Below are 16,943 nucleotides of genomic sequence, written 5' to 3'. Positions count from 1 at the left end.
CGCGTCCGGGCGGGCTGCGCTGTTGCGTGGCCCGCCTTTCACTTTCTACACTACCTGTGGTTACCTGGGCGCTGAAGGCAAGTCTCATCTAACAAGTCCCGTCTAAAGTCTCATCGAACTTGAGCTTAAGTTGCGTGAGTGCGGACACGATGGCCCGAGACCTCATACCGATCGACCTTGCACTTCAAGGCGGAGGCTCGCACGGCGCGTTCACCTGGGGCGTGCTCGATCGGCTTCTCGAAGAGACATGGCTTGATGTCGTCGCGATCTCCGGGACCTCCGCCGGAGCGATGAACGCCGCGGTGCTGGCCGACGGATGGACGGCAGGCGGCGCCGAGGGCGCGCGCGAGGCGCTGGATCAATACTGGCGCCGCGTTTCGCGCGCCGCGGCATTCAGCCCGCTGCAGCGCTCGCCGCTCGATCGCCTGATGGGACGCTGGACGCTAGACACCTCGCCGGCCTATGTCTTCACCGACCTGATGTCGCGGTTGTTCTCGCCCTACGACCTCCCGGTCGATTACAATCCTCTGCGCAAGGTCCTCGCCGAGAGCATCGATTTCGAACGCCTCGCGCGTTCCGAGATCAAGCTGTTCATCACGGCGACGCGGGTGCGCACCGGCCGGGGCCGGATCTTTCGCAACGCGGAGATCACGGCCGACGTTCTCCTGGCCTCGGCGTGCCTTCCGACCATGTTTCGCGCCATCGAGATCGACGGCGAGCCCTATTGGGATGGCGGCTTCGCCGGGAATCCGACGATCACGCCACTGGTCCGTGAAAGCGAGGCCTGCGATACCATCCTGGTGCAGATCAATCCGACGGAACGGCCGGAAGACCCGCGCAGCGCAGCGGAGATCCTCAACCGTCTCAACGAGATTTCGTTCAACTCGCCGCTGATGAAGGAATTGCGCATGATCGCGCTGCTCCGTCAGGCCGCCGATCCCGGAAGCGGCGAGGGTGCGCGCTGGGCGCGGATGCGGACGCACCGGATCAAGAGCGACATCCTGACGAAGTTCGGCGCCTCCTCCAAGCTGAATGCGGAATGGGAGTTCGTCTCGATGCTCCGCGCCGAGGGCCGGCTGGCTGCAAGCGAATTCCTCGAACGTCACCGCGAGGACGTCGGCCGGCGCTCGACCGCCGATCTCGATGTTCTCCTGGCGGAGTGCTGAGACGTGGGGCTTCTCGGCATTCTCGTCGGGCTCGGCCTGCTCGTGGTGCTGGCTTTCCGCGGTTGGAGTGTCCTGCTGCTTGCCCCGTTCGCGGCGCTCGTCGCCGCAGCATTCGGCGGCGAGCCGCTGCTCGCCAACCTGACGCAGGTGTTCATGGCGAGCGCCGCGGGCTTCCTTGCGCAGTTCTTTCCGATCTTTTTGCTCGGCGCCGTCTTCGGCAAGCTGATGGACGATAGCGGCGCGGTGACGGCGGTCGCCGCCTTCATGGCGCAGCGACTCGGCGAACGCCGCGTGATCCTCGCTGTCGTGCTGGCAGGAGCGCTGGTCACCTATGGCGGCGTCAGCCTGTTCGTCGCCTTCTTCGTCATTGCGCCGATGGCGCAGTCGCTGTTTCGAGCCGCCGGGATTCCACGCCGTTTGATCCCAGCGGCGATCGTGCTGGGAACGTCGAGCTTCACCATGTCGGCGCTGCCGGGCACGCCGTCGATCCAGAACGCGATCCCGATGCCGTTCTTCGGCACGACGCCGTTCGCCGCACCCGGGCTCGGCATCATCGCTTCCCTCATCATGCTCGGCACGGGCTTGTGGTGGCTGCAGCGGGCGGAGGCCGCGGCCCGCCGCGCCGGCGAAGGTTTTGGCGCAGACACGCAAGAGGCGGCCGAGGACGTCGTTGACGATGAATTGCTGCGCGAGCGCGCCACGCTCGCCCGCGAATTCGATCCGGCGGAGATCCGCCATGGACGTCGCAGCGAGGCCCCCTCGCCGGTGCTGAGCGCGGTCGTGCCGCTCATCGTCGTCGTTGCCGTCAATCTCGTGATGTCGCTAGTGGTGTTGCCGCGGCTGGATTTCTCCTATCTGGGTGAGCCGCGTTGGGGCGGCACGTCCTTGTCCGCCGTCGCCGGCGTATGGTCTGTCTCGGTTGCGCTTGCGGTCGCGATCGTCGTGGCCATTGCCATGAACTGGACGAGGCTCGCGTCGTTGCGGCAGACGATGGATGCCGGCGCGAATGCGTCCGTCCTGCCGGCGCTGAGCGTTGCAAGCCTGGTCGGATTCGGCGCGGTGATCGCCGCGCTGCCGGCTTTCGGGACAGTGCGCGACTGGGTGCTCGCGATCGAGGGCGGACCGCTGGTGTCGCTCGCGGTCGCCACCAACATTCTGGCCGCGCTGACCGGCTCGGCATCCGGCGGCCTCACGATTGCGCTCGACGCGCTCGGCCAGACCTATGTGGAGATCGCCGCAAAGGCCGGCGTTGACCTCGCGCTGATGCATCGCGTGGCGGTGATCGGCTCGGGAACGCTGGACATCCTGCCGCACAACGGCGCGGTGGTCAGCCTGCTCGCGATCTGCGGACTGACCCACCGCGAGAGCTACCGGGATATCGTGATGGTCGGCATCGTCTCGTCGCTGCTGGCGTTGGTCATCGTCATCGCGCTCGGCAGCGTCGTGGGGTCGTTCTGACCGTGGGCAATCCCGCGCTCGCGATTGACGGACGCCCGCGCGCTGCGTTCAATGCGACGCTTGCCGTGATAACAAGAGATCCGGGTGGAAACGATGACGCGTTCTCAGATCAATATGCATGTCTGCGCCGCGAGCCTGCTGATGGCCATGGCTCATGTCGACGGCGCATCCGCGCTGACGCTGGCCGAGGATGCCGACAACGTCTGCAGGGGCCTCGCTTCGGACGCCGGTGCCATCAAGATCGACTCCGCGGCGATCCAGGCGCCGTCGCCGCTCGCCGTCGCCGAACGCGGACCGACACCGTCGGGACGTGTCACCCCGGCTAGTCCAGCTTTCTGCAAGGTGCTCGCTCACATCGAGCCAACAGACCCAAAAGCGCCGCCGATCAAGTTCCAGGTCAACCTGCCGGTCGAATGGAGCGGGCGCTCGCTGCAATATGGCGGCGGCGGATTCAACGGCGTTCTGATCACCGGCCTTGCGCTGCCGCCGTCCTATCCCTTCGACAAGCCATCGCCTCTCGCGCGCGGCTTCGTTACCTATGGCACCGATTCCGGCCATGAGACCAGGCCGGGCGAGCCGCCTCAGGCCTTCGCGCTCAATGACGAGGCGTTCGAGAACTTTTCCCATCGTGCCTACAAGAAGGTGCGCGACGCAGCCGTCACCCTGATGGAGCGCGCCTACGGCAAGAGACCTGAGAAGATGTACTTCATGGGCTCGTCCGAGGGCGGCCGCGAAGGACTGACCATGGCGCAGCGCTACCCCGAGGATTTCGACGGCATTTTTTCGCGCGTGCCGGTGATCAACTGGGTCGGCTTGCAGCACGCCGGCACCCGGTCCGGGCTGGCGACCATGGGCGACGGCTGGATCAGGCCGGCCCAGGTGAAGCTCGTGGGTGACGCGGTGCGCGCCGCCTGCGACAAGGCCGACGGCACCGACGATGCGCTGGTGCAGGATCCTGTCGGCTGCAAATCGATCTTCAAGCCTCAGAAGCTGCGCTGTGCGAGCGGCCAGAGTGACGACCGATGCCTCACCGACGCGCAGATCAAGGCGATCGACACCCTGCACGACGCTTACAAATTCCCGTTTCCACTCGCCAACGGCCTCGATGATTATCCGGGCTGGGGCGTGTCGGGCGAGGATACGTCATCCGGCGGCCCGACCGGTGGATGGACGGCGTGGTGGCTTGGGACCGCGGCGCCCGCGCAGCCGCCGGCGCCGAACAACGGCATCGCCTGGATCTATGGCGCAGGTACAATTCAATATGTCTTTGCACGCGACCCCAAGCTCGACGTCACCACCTACAAGCCCGAAGACCACAGCGCGCGTTTGCTCGAAGTCTCCCAACTGATGGATTCGACCAATCCCGACCTCCGCCGCTTTCGCATGCATGGCGGCCGCCTGATCATGCTCGAGCATATGGCCGACTATGCGCAGAGCCCCTATGCCGGCATCCGCTATTTCGAGAACGTCGAGCGCTTGATGGGCTCGGCGACGACGGATTTGTTCGCAAGGCTCTACACGGCGCCCGGCGTCGACCATGTCGGCTCCGGCGCGCCGGCAAATGTCGATATGCTGAGCGTGCTGATCGACTGGGTCGAGAAGGGCAAGGCGCCCGGCGACCTCGAGGTCACCGAGCAGAAGGTCGAGGCGCCGGCGTTCTCGGTTGTGCGCGCGCTGCCGCTGTGCCGCTGGCCGGCCTGGCCACACTACGAGGCGGGGCCGGTGACGGAGTCGGCGAGCTTCTTCTGTGCGCAGTAGGCGGCACAAGTTCCCGTGCTCACGCCTTGGTCAGCACAGCATACGCATCTCGCCGTGGTGGGCTCGCGTTGATTTGAATCAACCCGCTTGCGGATGAAGGGTTGAATGTCGAAACGAAAGCTGGAGCGTCGACATGAGCGGCCTGATGATCCCCCACGGCGCCTTCGTCTTCATCGGCGACGGCTGCAAGGCGCTGTTCCTGCGCAACGAAGGCAATCCCGCGAAGCCGAACCTGAAAACCGAGGACGTGTTCGCAGATGATAATCCGCCGACGCGCGAACAGGGGACCGATCGTCCCGGCCGTGTCAGCAAGCCGACAGGGCAAAGGGCGGCGGTCCAGCCGACCGACTGGCACGATATCGAGGAGCATCGCTTCGCCCGGCGTGTCGCAGCCGCGATGGAGCAGCTCGTCCGCGAGCGCGACGTGAAGGCGCTCGTCGTCATTGCACCGCCACGCGCATTGGCGGACCTGCGCGACGCGTTCCATGCGGACGTCAAGGCGCGCATCGTCGGCGAACTGCCCAAGGACCTGACGCGGCTTCCGGTCGACGACATCGCCCGGCATCTCGCGGCGGAGTACTAGACCAGTCTAAAGCGCGATGAGATTGGAATGAATCGTCATCGCGCTTTAGATTTTCGTTTGAGCATGATCTCCGCGCAAACGCGTTCCGCGTTTGTCGCGAGGGAAAACCGCTTCACACTTTTCCGGATCATGCTCCAGCGGCGAGAACGGTCATCATCCCGCCGCCATCGCCTGCGCGCCGCCGAGCAGCTGCGCATTGAGGCGACCGCCGGAGAACAGCATGTCGTCGAGCGCCTCATTGATGTCGGCTGAGATGACGGAATGGCCACCGTCACGCGCCAGGCTCGCCTGTGCCAGCCGCCGCATCAATTCCTTGATGAAGGCGCAACTCGTACCTTCGCTGCGCCGCGCCGCTTCGATGATGATCGCGTCATCGAGCGGCAGCCCCTTGCCGTAGAGTCGTACCAGCCTGCTGCGGCCGATCTCGTCGGGGAGAGGCACTTCGATGGCCTGGTCGATGCGGCCGGGCCGGCCGGCAAGCGCACCTTCGAGGTCCTCCGGCCGGTTGGTGGTCAGGACGAACAGGATGTCTGCATCCTCCTTCAGCCCGTCCATCTCGTTGAGCAACCTGTTCAGCAGCGATTCCTCGCACGGACCCATGTCATTGCGGTTGCGGGCGATGAGATCGACATCCTCGATCACCACCATCGAGGGCTGGAGGAGCCGCGCCAGGCTCATATACGCGCCGAGAAGGCCCATTTGCTCGGCGGTGATGATCAGGGTCGTATGCCCGGGCAAATGCGTCGCGAGATAGCGGATTGTGTGCGTCTTGCCGGTGCCCGGCGGGCCGTACAGCAAAATGCCCTTGCGCGTCGACTGGCCGAGCTGGCGCAATTGATCGCGGGTGCCGACGAATCTCAGGACGTTGCGATCAAGCAGCCGCAGGGTCTGCTCCGGCAGGATGACCTCGTCGCGTGCGACCAGCGGCAGGCGGTGTACGGTGATGCCGCGAGAGCGGCCGCGATAATCGCGGTCGGCGTCGAGCGAGAGGATTTTGCCGCGATAGGTGCGCGCGGCCTGCATCGCCTGCTCCAGCTCGCCGAAGCATCGCTGGACGAGGGCCGCGCCTGCGATGCCCGAGGGTACGGCGATTTCGATCCGAATTCCGGCCTCACGGCTGTATTCACGATGCGCGCAGAGCAGTACCGCGTAGCGGAGATCGCCCTGCGTGCACAGCCACAGCCCGTTGTCGAGGCACTTGACCGGATTGTTCTCGCCAACGTCGACATCGAAATATTGCAGCGGTGCAATCGCCTGCGCATGGCGGCCGTCACGCAGAAGTCTCGCAATCGACAGCGTCTCGTAGCGTTGTTCGTCGTTGATGCCGAACAACCGGATCGCGGAGGCGAGCAGCCGATCGATGGCCGCCTGGACGTCCGCGCGCATGTGTCCTGGAAACTGGCGAACCGTGGTGACGAGCTTGCTGAGCGGGACGCCGGTAAAATGCCGGTCCAGAACCTCGCAGGCATATTCGAACTCCTCTTCTTCCGGCTCATGGCCCGTGTTGCCTGCCGCACGCATGCAGTCGCTGCACAACCAGATCGTACGGCTCCCGAGCCGCACGTCGGTCTGCGCCTCGGGCTTGCCGCAAAGTTCGCAACTCGTCTTGACCGGCTCGAGCGTGATCCGCAGGCCGTGACCCGCAAATTGAATGTGCTGCAGCGCAGATTTGAGAAGGGCATCGGCGACGGATCGCGGGTAGGGGCCGCAACCTGCTCGTTGCTCCCGCTCAATCCGGGTCATCAGCGCGACCGCGTCACGCTCCGACTTGCCGAAAACCCGGCGCAGCAGCTCGATTACGAATTCCTCCGGCGTATCTTCATCATCATGAATCACGAGCTGGGCCGGCCCGCCGCCATCGCTGTACATATCACTCATCATGAAATTAACTCGTGCTACAACTTAAACTTGAATGGAACAAAGAAAGAACATAAAAAATGGCGGCCGTCAAGCGTGACGGCCGCTCAAAAAATGGATGGGCGACGCCTAGTGCGCCGGGCCGCCCGCCACCTTGCCGCGCCGCATCAGCAGCACCGCGATCGCGGCCAGCACCAGCACGACGCCGATCACGGCAAAGGTGTCGGAAAAGCCCATCACCAGCGCCTGGCGCTTGACCAGCTTGCCGAGCGCGATGACGGCCTGCTCATGCGCGGCGTTGGGATCCGGCACGCCATGGGCGACAAAGTAGTTCGTGAGCTGCGCGATGCGGCCGCGGACCTCCTCGCGGCCGAGCGTCACGGATTGCCCGATGATGTTGGAATGGAATTGCTCGCGCTTGGTAACGATGGTCGCGAGCACGGCGGTGCCGATCGCGCCGCCGAGGTTGCGCATCATGTTGGAGATGCCGGAGGCGGCGGCCGCGTCCTGCGGCGCGACGCTGCCGAGGCTGAGCGCGGAGAGCGGCGCCAGCGTCAGCGCCTGGCCGACCGCTCGCACGACGTTGGGCGCGAGGAACTGATCGCCCGCATAATCGAGCGACATCATGATGTTCATGAAGGAGCTCGTGGCGAACAGCAGCAGGCCGACGGTCGCGATATAGCGGGCATCGAAGCGCTGCATCAGCTTCGGCACCAGCGGAATCAAGAGAAGCTGCGGCAGGCCGGTCCAGGCCAGCACGTTGCCGATCTGCTCGGCGTTGTAGCCCTGCACCTGGCCGAGATAGGCGGGCAGCAGATAGACCGAGCCGAACAGAGCGAAGCCGAGGAAGACCGAGGCGATCGTGCCGACGCCGAAATTCCATTGCGTGAGCAACCGCAGGCGCAACAGCGGCTTTTCCACGACCAGCTCATTGTAGATGAACAGCGCGAGGCTGACGGCCGCGACAATGGCAAGTCGCACGATGAAGGGCGAGCCGAACCAGTCGTCCTTGTTGCCTTCCTCGAGCACGGCCTGGAGCGAGGCCAGGCCGACGGCCATTGTGGCGATGCCGAACCAGTCGCCTTCGCGCAGCAGGCCCAGCTGAAGCGGCTGGCGCTCCAGCGTGAAGAACAGCGTGGTGACCATGACCGCGGTCGGGACGACGTTGACGAAGAAGATGGTCTGCCAACCGTAATTCTCGGTGAGATAGCCGCCGATGGTCGGGCCGATCGCGGGCGCAAAGGTCACCGCGAGCGAGAACATCGCAAGGCCAATCGGCTGCTGGCCCTTGGGCAGCTTGGTGAAGACGAGCGTGAAGGCCATCGGGATCAGCACGCCGCCGAAGAAGCCCTGCAAGCCGCGCATCGCGATCATCGAGGGCAGGTCGTGGGTGAAGGCGCAGGCGACGGAGAATGCCGCAAACAGCGTCGCAAAGCTCAGGATGATGTTACGGAACGAGAACACGCGCGACAAATAGTCGGTGAGCGGGATGACGATGATTTCGCCGATCAGATAGGACGTCGAGATCCAGGAGCCGTTGTCGACGCCGGTGCCGATGCCGCCCTCGATGTTGAGCAGCGAGGCGTTGGTGATCTGGATGTTCAGGATCGCCATGAAGGCGCCGATCATCGCCGCGAAGACGGCGATCCAGATCGTGGCGCTGGCGCGATTCGGGTCAGTGACGACGCGATCAGGCGTCGCGGCCGGAATCGAGCGTGCGGGCGCTGGGATTGAGGGGCTGCTGGACATGGCGCGACCCTCCGGAGGTCTGGTTTGCCGTGGTCTGATTTGTCTTGGTCTGATTTGCCTTGGTCTGATTTGCCTTGGGTGCAGTCGCTGCCAGCGCGGCAGGCGCGCTGGAACGCGTCGCAATCGTCGGGATCACCGACATGCCCGGCCGCAGCGCGATCGACGGCGCGTTCTCGGCGTCGAGCGCGATCCTGACGGGGATGCGTTGAACCACCTTGGTGAAGTTGCCGGTGGCGTTGTCGGGCGGCAGCAGCGCGAACTCCTGACCGCTCGCGGGCGCGATCGAATCGACATGGCCATGCACGACCTGGCCCGGGAACATATCGACCTCGATGTCGACCGTCTGGCCGGCATGCACGTTGGTGAGCTGGGTCTCCTTGAAGTTGGCGACCACATAGGCGCCATCGGCCGGCACGATCGACATCAACTGCGTGCCGGCCTGCACGTACTGGCCGACGCGAAGTGTGCGGTTGCCGATCACGCCGTCGATCGGGGAGACGAGTGTCGTGTAGCCAAGATTGAGCTCGGCCTGGTGCTGCACGGCTTCCGCGCGGGCGAGAGCGGCCCTGGCCTGCACGATCTCGGCCTTCAACAGATCGACCTGCTTGAGGGCGGAGGCGAGATTGGCGGTGTCGCGCTGGATGGCGGCGTTTGCGCCGGCATCGCGCGCCTGTGCCTGCTGCGCATTCTGCACGCTGCCGTAGCCCGTCGCAGCGAGGTCCGTGTAGCGCTTGTTCTCCTGGCCCGCGAAGGTCTTGGTTGCAGTGTCGACGTCGATCGTCGCCTTGGCTGCCGCGATCACCGCCTGCTGAACCTCGAGCTGCGCCTCCTTGCTCGTGATGGTGGCGCTCGCGGCCGCAACGTCGGCGCGGGCCTGGTCGAGCGCGACCTTGAAGTCGCGGTCGTCGATCCGGGCCAGCACCTGGCCCGCCTTCACGTGCTCGTTATCGGCGACCTGCACCTGGACGAGATAGCCGCTGACCTTCGGCGCGATGGTGGTGTTGTCGGCTTTCACATAGGCGTCATCGGTGGAGACGAGGAAGCGGCCGACCGTCCAGTAGTCGTAACCGTACCAGCTCGCGCCGGCCAGCGCGGCAGCTGCGACACCGGCAAGCAACAGCTTGCGAAGGTTGAACTTTCTGGGTGGGGCGGACGCCGTTTCGGCGGGCAGCAGGCTCTGCGGCAGACTGGCCGGAACCCCTGTGGCTTCGATCTTGGATGGGCTGGTGTGGACGGACATGGGCGGCTCCCTGAATTAGGAAACTTGACGATTTCCAAAATACGACTAGCTTGAAAACTGTCAATAGAATGACAGGCATCATGTAAAGACATGGCTCAGGAAAAATCTTCCAGCGAATACCGCCCCCGCGGACGGCCGCCACTGCGCGATGACAGCGAGACGCGTCAGATCATCTTCGACGCCGCACGGCACGCCTTTGCCGAGAACGGCTACGCGGCGACCAGCACCGAGGAGCTGGCGCGCCGCGCCGGCATTTCTACCAAGACGCTCTATCGGCTGTTTCCGGCCAAGGCGGCGTTGTTCGAGGCCATGGTCGCCGATCGGCTCGACCGGCAGCTTTCCGACGTGCAACTCAAAGGCATCGATCACGCCGACATTGCGGAGGCCCTATCCACCGTGCTGCTCGCCTGCGCCGAGCTCGCGCTCGATCCGGAGGTCGTCGCACTGCAGCGCATCGTGCTACAGGAATCCGCCGCGTTCCCGGATCTCGCCGTGACCTTCTACCGCAACGGCATTGCGCGTACGGCGGCCGCGCTGGCGCGCTGGCTGCGCGTCCAGGTGAAGACAGAGCGCCTTGCGCTCGACAATGTCGAGGAGGCCGCGGGCATGCTGATCGGCATGGCCGTCTCGGCCCCTCAGCGCGCCGCGATCTATGGCGGTGTGCCGTTGCCGTCGCGCAAGGAGATCGAGCGCCGCGTCCGCACCGCCGCGGTCTTGTTTTTGGACGGCTGTCGCGTCGCGCCGGCTTGACGCCGCGGCCGCTTTACAGACCGGTTGCGTCGGACTATATATTTCGCATGCGAAATAAATTGCGCCGCGCGTGACAGCCGTAAGGCACCATCGGCTGATCTACCTCCTGAACGTCGCGCAGCGCCGGCTGCAGCGCTTCATGGCGGCGCAGCCGGAGAGCGAGGTGACGCCATCTCAGGCGGGCCTTCTGTTCATCCTCGGCCGACAGGACGGCGTGCTGATGGGCGAGGCGGGGGCCGCGCTCGATCTTGGGCCGGCGGGCATCTCCGGTCTCGTCGACCGGATGGCCGCGGCAAGGCTGGTCGAGCGGCGGGCCGACCGCGAAGACGGTCGCGCTTGGCGCGTCTGGTTGACGCCGAAGGGCCGTGTGGCCGAGGCGCGTGCGAAGGCGGCTGCCGCGGACATCAACGCGGCGCTGACGGAAGGATTTTCCAGCGCCGAGATCGACATCGTCGCACGCTGGCTGGCGAGCGTTCAAACCAAGTTTCCACGAGCAACAGACGAATGAGAGGAGCCGTTCCATGACCGAGCATGTCCGAACCGAGATGACCAATGGCGTGTTGACGCTGACCCTGGCGCGCCCCGATAAGAAGAATGCGCTGACGGATGCGATGTACGGCAAGCTCGCCGATACCATCGAGGGCGCCGAGACCGATCCGTCGGTCCGCGTGCTCTTGATCCGCGGAGAGGGCGACATGTTCACGGCTGGCAACGACGTTGGCGAATTCGCCGCGGTTGCCACCGGCAAATCCGAGGGCAGCCGCAACGTCGTCAGGTTCATCCAGTCGCTGGCGCGCTGCACGCGCCCGCTGGTGGCGGCCGTCCAGGGCCGCGCGGTCGGCGTCGGCACCACGATGCTCCTGCATTGCGATCTCGTCGTGCTCGCCGACAATGCGCTGTTGTCGACGCCGTTCGTCAGCCTGGCGTTGGTGCCGGAGGCGGCCTCGAGCCTGTTGATGCCGCTGCGTATCGGTCACGTCCGCGCCTACGAGATGTTCGCGCTTGGCGAGGCCGTGCCGGCGAATACCGCGCTCGAATGGGGTCTCGCCAACCGGATCGTGGCGCTCGACAAGCTCGATGTCGAGGTTGCCGCGCTCGCGCAGCGCCTCGCAAAGCAGCCGGCCGGCGCGCTGATCGCCACCAAACGGCTGATGCGAAACGGTGAGGCGCTGGTCGCGCAGATGACGGCCGAAGGCGAGCAGTTCGCACAGCGCCTGCGTACCGCGGAGGCCCGGGAGGCCTTCACCGCCTTTGCCGAGCGCCGCCCGCCGGATTTCACCAAGGTTGCGTGACCTCGCGTGAGGCCGGCGCAGCGCGCCGGCCTCCTCGGCCGTTCGTCCAGATTCATTGTCTAGACCAACCAGTCGTTGCGGCAGATTTGCATTGCAGCCAATTCAATTAGAACCTTAACGGAACGTTGGCAGGTCGCGCGGCACAGTGCCGCCGCACGAAACTGGACGCCCTGCCAATGACGATAATTAGGAAATCGGTAAGCACGCTTCTCCTGGTGCTGATGGCCCTGCTGGCCGTGGGCGCCCTGACCAGCACGGCGATCCAGATGGCCGGCGCCTTCGGCCGTTATCGGGACAGCCTTGAGACCGGGCGGCTCGCTGCCGCCGACAAGGCCATTTTTCAGGGCGTGCTGTCGCTGCGGACCAACCGCGGCGATGCGCAGAGCGCGCTGCTCGGCGAGGACGATCCGCGCGCCCGCTTGAGTGAGGTCGAGAAGCTCGAGCAGGGCGGCTATGATTCGATTGCCGCGGCCGTCGAGACCGTCGAGTTCGCCCGCCGCGACGAGCTTGCAAGCACGCTGAAGCAACGCTGGAGCGAGGCCGCGCCGCAATTCCGCTTGTTCTTCGAGGAAGCCGCGCGTCCGCGCGCCGAGCGCAAGATCGACCGCACCAACTCCTGGTACGATGCGGTGACCAAGACCATCGACACTGCGAACCTCGCCTCCACCGCGGTCTCGAACCGCGCCTGGATGAACGATCCTTTCATCGCCCGGATGATCCAGGTTCGCCGCCTCGCCTGGCAGGTGCGCGACCGCTACGGCATCCAGTGCTCGGCGTTGCGCCCCAACGTGAACGCCAGCAAGCCGCTCGACGAGACCCAGAAGCTGAACGTGGCGCAATGGAACGGCGTCGTCGGCGCAGGCTGGACCGGAATCGAGGAACTCCTCGCCGCGCCTGATGTGACCGCAGATCTCGTCTCGGCAGCCAAGGAGGCGCATGCGAAAACCGACTCGGTCGTGCAGCAGATTTCGCAGCTCACCAGGAATTTCGACGGCAGCGGCCGTCCAGCCGTTGCCGCGCAGGAGTGGAATGCGCTCTGCCAGTCGCCGTTCGGGCCGATCGTCGCCGTCGCCAACAAGGCGCTCGACCAGTCGATCGCGCGCGCGGAAGCCGTGCAGGAGACGGCGCTCACCAAACTCGTGGTGCAGTCGCTGGCCTTCCTTGCGGCGCTGACCGTGACCCTGACCGGCGTGTTCGTGGTGCGCAATCGCCTGGTGCGGCCGGTGCAATCGCTGATGGGCGCGATCGCGCGGATCAGCGCGCGCGACTACGCAACGCCGGTGCCGCAGTTGAAATACCCCGACGAGTTCGGCACCATGGCGTCAGCGCTCGAGAGCCTGCGCGAGAGCGCGGCGACGGCGGAGCGGCTCGGTCAGGAGCGCGAGGCGCAGCAAGCCCAGCAACTCGCCCGCTCGGGCGCGGTCGACGCGGCTTGCCGGCGTTTCGACGACACCGTGCAGGCGGTGATTCATAACGTTGCCGAATCGACGAGGGAGCTCGACGCCACGGCGACGGGTGTGCGTTCGCTGGTCTCGGAGTCGAGCAACCAGACGGCTGCGGTGTCCTCCGCGGCCGAGCAGGCCACCAATAATCTCGAGACCATTGCGGCCGCGACCGAGGAGCTGTCGGCATCGGTCGGCGAGATCTCTGCGCAGGTGCAGGCCAGTGCGCGCGAGGCGCGCGAGGCGGTCGCGCAGGCCGAGCAGACCAATGCGACGGTCGAGATCCTCGATCAGACGGCGAGCCGCATCAGCGAGGTCGTGAAGATGATCCACGCCATCGCCGGCCAGACCAACCTTCTCGCGCTCAACGCCACCATCGAGGCGGCGCGTGCCGGCGAGGCGGGCCGGGGCTTCGCCGTGGTCGCCGGCGAGGTCAAGAGTCTGGCGTCGCAGACGGCGACCGCGACCGAGGAAATCTCGCGCCAGGTCGCGGAGATCCAGTCCGCGACGGGGCAGGCGGTTTCCGCGATCCGGTCGATCGGCGGGGCGATCAGCGGCATCGACGAGAAGATGACGGCGATCGCTGCGGCCGTCGAGGAGCAGCGCGCGGCGACCACCGAAATCTCGCGCAACTTCCAGCAGGCCGCGCTCGGCACCCGCGAGGTGACCGATACCATCGGCAGCGTCGCCGGCCTCAACCGCGAGACCGGCAATGCCGGCACCGTGTTGACGGAGTCGGTCAAGAAGATGTCGGCCGATGCCGACCGCCTGCGCGTGGCGGTCGAGGGCTTCCTGGGCGCCGTGCGGGCGGCGTAGACTCGTCAGATCTGAAGTTCCCGCCGCGATCGGCATTGCCGCAGCTGCGCGACCGCGCTAAATGGTAGCGGTACCATGCTCGCGCGGCATTGCGGGCGGCCCACCAGAAAGTCGCGGCAAGAAATCCAGGGAGTAAGTTTCGATGTCGGCCACGCCCCAAAGCAAAGCCCAGCGTCCGTATCGGGGCGTCTTTCCCGTCGCCCCCACGATCTTCAACGAGCGTGGGGAGCTCGACCTCGAGGGCCAGCGTCGCTGCATCGATTTCATGATCGATGCCGGCTCGAATGGCATCTGCATCCTCGCCAATTTCTCCGAGCAGTTCGTGTTGACCGACGCCGAGCGCGAGACCGTGATGCATGCCGTGCTGGAGCATGTCGCCGGCCGCGTCCCCGTCATCGTCACCACCACCCATTTCTCCTCGGCCGTGTGCGCGGCGCGCAGCAAGCAGGCGGAGGCCGCCGGCGCCGCCATGGTGATGGTGATGCCGCCTTATCACGGCGCGACCTTCCGCGTACCTGAGAAGGGCATCGTCGAATTCTTCAAGGTGCTGTCGGCGGCGATCGAAATTCCGATCATGATCCAGGACGCGCCGGTCGCGGGCACGCCGCTGTCGGTGGAATTGCTGGCCCGGCTGGCACGGGAGTTTTCCAACATCCGCTATTTCAAGATCGAGGTCCCCGGCGCTGCCGCAAAGCTGCGCGGCCTGATCGAGGCGGGCGGCAAGGATATTGAAGGCCCGTGGGACGGCGAGGAAGCCATCACGCTGATGGCCGATCTCGACGCCGGTGCCACCGGCGCGATGACCGGCGGCGGCTATCCCGACGGCATCCGTCAGATCATCGATCCCTATTTCGCTGGCAAGCGCGAGGAGGCGAAGGCCGCCTATGAGCGCTGGCTGCCGCTGATCAACTACGAGAACCGCCAGTGCGGCCTGATCGCCTGCAAGGCGATGATGCAGGCCGGCGGCGTGATCAAGTCCGACGCCGTGCGCCATCCCCTGCAACCGCTGCACCCGGCCACGCGCGCGGGCCTGCTCGAGCTCGCCAAGGAACGCGACGCGTTGGCGCTGCGCTGGGGGAAGTAGCGAGCCACATATTCCGCTGTCGTCCCCGCCTGCGCGGGGACGACACCGAGCTTGTTGAAGCGGCGGCTGCAGGAACAGTAGGAATCCCTATGCGATAGCCCTGCCGTTTGGGCGAAGCGTCGGATTGGCGCGCTTCGGCCGGTTTCGCGCGACTGTGCGATGACGTAATGTTCCCGGGCCAACCAGGCCCGCGCAGCACCTCGAGACATCGCGCGTCAGCACTTCATTATGCCGTTATCCCGGGCCAGGTTGGCGCAAGCCGACGCAAACAGGGAGGCAGTGCCATGACAATGCGGCCAGATCCGACCTTCCACGCATCGCCAAGACTCGCGATGGAAGCGCCGCCCGAAAATTTCGCTTATACGTTGCTGCTCAGCCCGGATTTCTCCAAGCCCGACGCACTCGCGGTCATCGACGTCAAGCCGGGATCGCCGACCTATAGCAAGATCGTCCACACCGTGACGATGCCGAACAAGGGCGACGAGTTTCATCACTTTGGATGGAATGCCTGCTCATCCGCATTGTCTCCGCTCGCCGGACATGCGTTCATCGAGCGACGCTATCTCATCATTCCCGGCCTGCGCTCATCGCGCATCTACATCATCGACACCAGGCCCGATCCGACCCAAGCTAAGATTCTCAAGATCATCGAGCCGGAGGAAGTCTTCAAGAAAACCGGCTACTCGCGACCACACACCATCCATTGCGGGCCGGACGGCATCTACGTCAGCACGCTCGGCGGCGGCGGCAAGGACGGCACGAGCGGGCCTCCCGGCGTCTTCATCATGGATTGCGAGACGTTCGAGGTGCTCGGTCGCTGGGAGATCGATCGCGGTCCGCAGACGCTGCACTATGACTTCTGGTGGAATCTGCCGCGCGACTACATGGTGACGAGCGAGTGGGGATTGCCGCCGCAATTCGAGAACGGCATCGTTCCCGAAGATCTGCTGTCGAACAAATATGGCCACCGGCTCCATTTCTGGGATCTCCGGGCACGGCGCAACGTCCAGACCATCGATCTCGGTGCGAACCATCAGATGGCGCTGGAGGTGCGGCCCGCGCACGATCCGGTTCGTGAGTACGGCTTTGCCGGCGTGGTGGTCGATACCACCAATTTGGAAGGCTCGATCTGGACCTGGTGGCGCGAAGGCGGAAAATTCCATGCCGAGAAGACCGCGACCATCCCGCCGGAGCCTGCCGCCAAAGAAAAGCTTCCGCCGCTTTTGCAGGGGTTTGGTGCCGTCCCGCCACTGGTGACCGACATCGATCTGTCGATGGACGACAGGTTCCTTTACGTCTCCTGCTGGGGCACCGGCGAGATGCGCCAGTACGACGTCAGCGATCCCCGGAAACCCAAGCTCGCGGGCTCGGTGTACACCGGAGGCATCGTGCGCCGCGCGCCGCATCCGAGCGGCAAGGCATATGCAGGTGGCCCGCAGATGGTCGAGATCAGCCGCGACGGCAAGCGGGTGTACTGGACCAACTCGCTCTACTCGACCTGGGACGACCAGTTCTATCCCGATGGCGTTCCCGGCGTCGAAGTGATGGCCAATGTCGGTCGCAACGGCGGCCTCGAACTCGCGAGCGACTATTTCGTCAGCTTCCCGGACGGCTACCGGGCGCACCAGATCAGACTTGAGGGCGGCGACTGTTCGACGGATTCCTTTTGCTATCCGTCGGCCTAGATTGGGGAGAGGCGAGCCGGACACTTGTCTGGCTCTGGCTCGCTCTTATTGCGAGCGGCATCT

13 protein-coding genes are annotated in these 16,943 nt (G+C 65.3%); 10 read left to right on the top strand and 3 right to left on the bottom strand.

Features of this window, described 5'->3' with window-relative positions; genetic code table 11:
• Positions 1-149: 149 nt before the first annotated feature.
• The 4 genes from SO139_RS16135 to SO139_RS16120 all read left to right on the top strand — a co-directional run bounded on the left by SO139_RS16135 (position 150) and on the right by SO139_RS16120 (position 4,965).
• Positions 150-1,166, top strand: coding sequence for a patatin-like phospholipase family protein (locus tag SO139_RS16135; protein WP_449378185.1), 1,017 nt, complete (start codon positions 150-152; stop codon positions 1,164-1,166).
• A 3-nt stretch (positions 1,167-1,169) separates the two neighbouring features.
• Positions 1,170-2,624 carry a GntP family permease gene (locus tag SO139_RS16130; RefSeq protein ID WP_449378184.1) on the top strand — a complete coding sequence of 485 codons (1,455 nt, stop codon included), beginning with the start codon at positions 1,170-1,172 and terminating at the stop codon, positions 2,622-2,624.
• 141 nt (positions 2,625-2,765) lie between these two features.
• Positions 2,766-4,382 (top strand): tannase/feruloyl esterase family alpha/beta hydrolase, encoded by a 1,617-nt coding sequence (locus SO139_RS16125; protein ID WP_449378264.1) that lies wholly within the window; start codon positions 2,766-2,768, stop codon positions 4,380-4,382.
• A gap of 133 nt (positions 4,383-4,515) precedes the next feature.
• Entirely contained in the window at positions 4,516-4,965 is a 450-nt protein-coding gene (locus tag SO139_RS16120; protein ID WP_449378183.1) for a host attachment protein, read from the top strand.
• A gap of 153 nt (positions 4,966-5,118) precedes the next feature.
• Here the strand turns inward: SO139_RS16120 and SO139_RS16115 are convergent, their stop codons facing one another.
• From SO139_RS16115 to SO139_RS16105, 3 genes are all read right to left on the bottom strand, one after another.
• Complete coding sequence (locus tag SO139_RS16115; protein WP_449378182.1) at positions 5,119-6,846, bottom strand: ATP-dependent Clp protease adaptor ClpS; 1,728 nt, start codon at positions 6,844-6,846, stop codon at positions 5,119-5,121.
• Between the two features lie 105 nt (positions 6,847-6,951).
• Entirely contained in the window at positions 6,952-8,571 is a 1,620-nt protein-coding gene (locus SO139_RS16110) for an MDR family MFS transporter (protein WP_449378181.1), read from the bottom strand.
• Positions 8,513-9,811, bottom strand: a complete 1,299-nt coding sequence (locus tag SO139_RS16105; RefSeq protein WP_449378180.1) for an HlyD family secretion protein — start codon at positions 9,809-9,811, stop codon at positions 8,513-8,515. The genes SO139_RS16110 and SO139_RS16105 overlap by 59 nt, the downstream gene beginning before the upstream one ends.
• Positions 9,812-9,901: 90 nt before the next feature.
• Here SO139_RS16105 and SO139_RS16100 point away from each other — a divergent pair, with 90 nt between their 5' ends.
• The 6 genes from SO139_RS16100 (at position 9,902) to SO139_RS16075 (ending at position 16,880) form a co-directional block, all read left to right on the top strand.
• Positions 9,902-10,561 carry a TetR/AcrR family transcriptional regulator gene (locus SO139_RS16100; RefSeq protein WP_449378179.1) on the top strand — a complete coding sequence of 220 codons (660 nt, stop codon included), beginning with the start codon at positions 9,902-9,904 and terminating at the stop codon, positions 10,559-10,561.
• 139 nt (positions 10,562-10,700) lie between these two features.
• The gene (locus SO139_RS16095; protein ID WP_449378263.1) at positions 10,701-11,069 is read left to right on the top strand and encodes a MarR family winged helix-turn-helix transcriptional regulator; all 369 of its coding nucleotides are present in this window, start codon (positions 10,701-10,703) and stop codon (positions 11,067-11,069) included.
• 13 nt (positions 11,070-11,082) lie between these two features.
• A complete protein-coding gene (locus SO139_RS16090; protein ID WP_449378178.1) occupies positions 11,083-11,853 on the top strand; it encodes an enoyl-CoA hydratase in 771 nt (256 codons plus the stop codon).
• A 176-nt stretch (positions 11,854-12,029) separates the two neighbouring features.
• Positions 12,030-14,111: a methyl-accepting chemotaxis protein gene (locus SO139_RS16085; RefSeq protein WP_449378177.1), complete on the top strand. Its 2,082-nt coding sequence runs from the start codon at positions 12,030-12,032 to the stop codon at positions 14,109-14,111.
• Between the two features lie 142 nt (positions 14,112-14,253).
• Positions 14,254-15,195 carry a dihydrodipicolinate synthase family protein gene (locus SO139_RS16080; RefSeq protein ID WP_449378176.1) on the top strand — a complete coding sequence of 314 codons (942 nt, stop codon included), beginning with the start codon at positions 14,254-14,256 and terminating at the stop codon, positions 15,193-15,195.
• Positions 15,196-15,479: 284 nt separating this feature from the next.
• Positions 15,480-16,880 (top strand): selenium-binding protein SBP56-related protein, encoded by a 1,401-nt coding sequence (locus SO139_RS16075; RefSeq protein ID WP_449378175.1) that lies wholly within the window; start codon positions 15,480-15,482, stop codon positions 16,878-16,880.
• Positions 16,881-16,943 lie beyond the last annotated feature (63 nt).

Source organism: Bradyrhizobium sp. UFLA05-89 (assembly GCF_059803475.1).
This window is presented reverse-complemented; position numbering and strand designations above follow the sequence as displayed.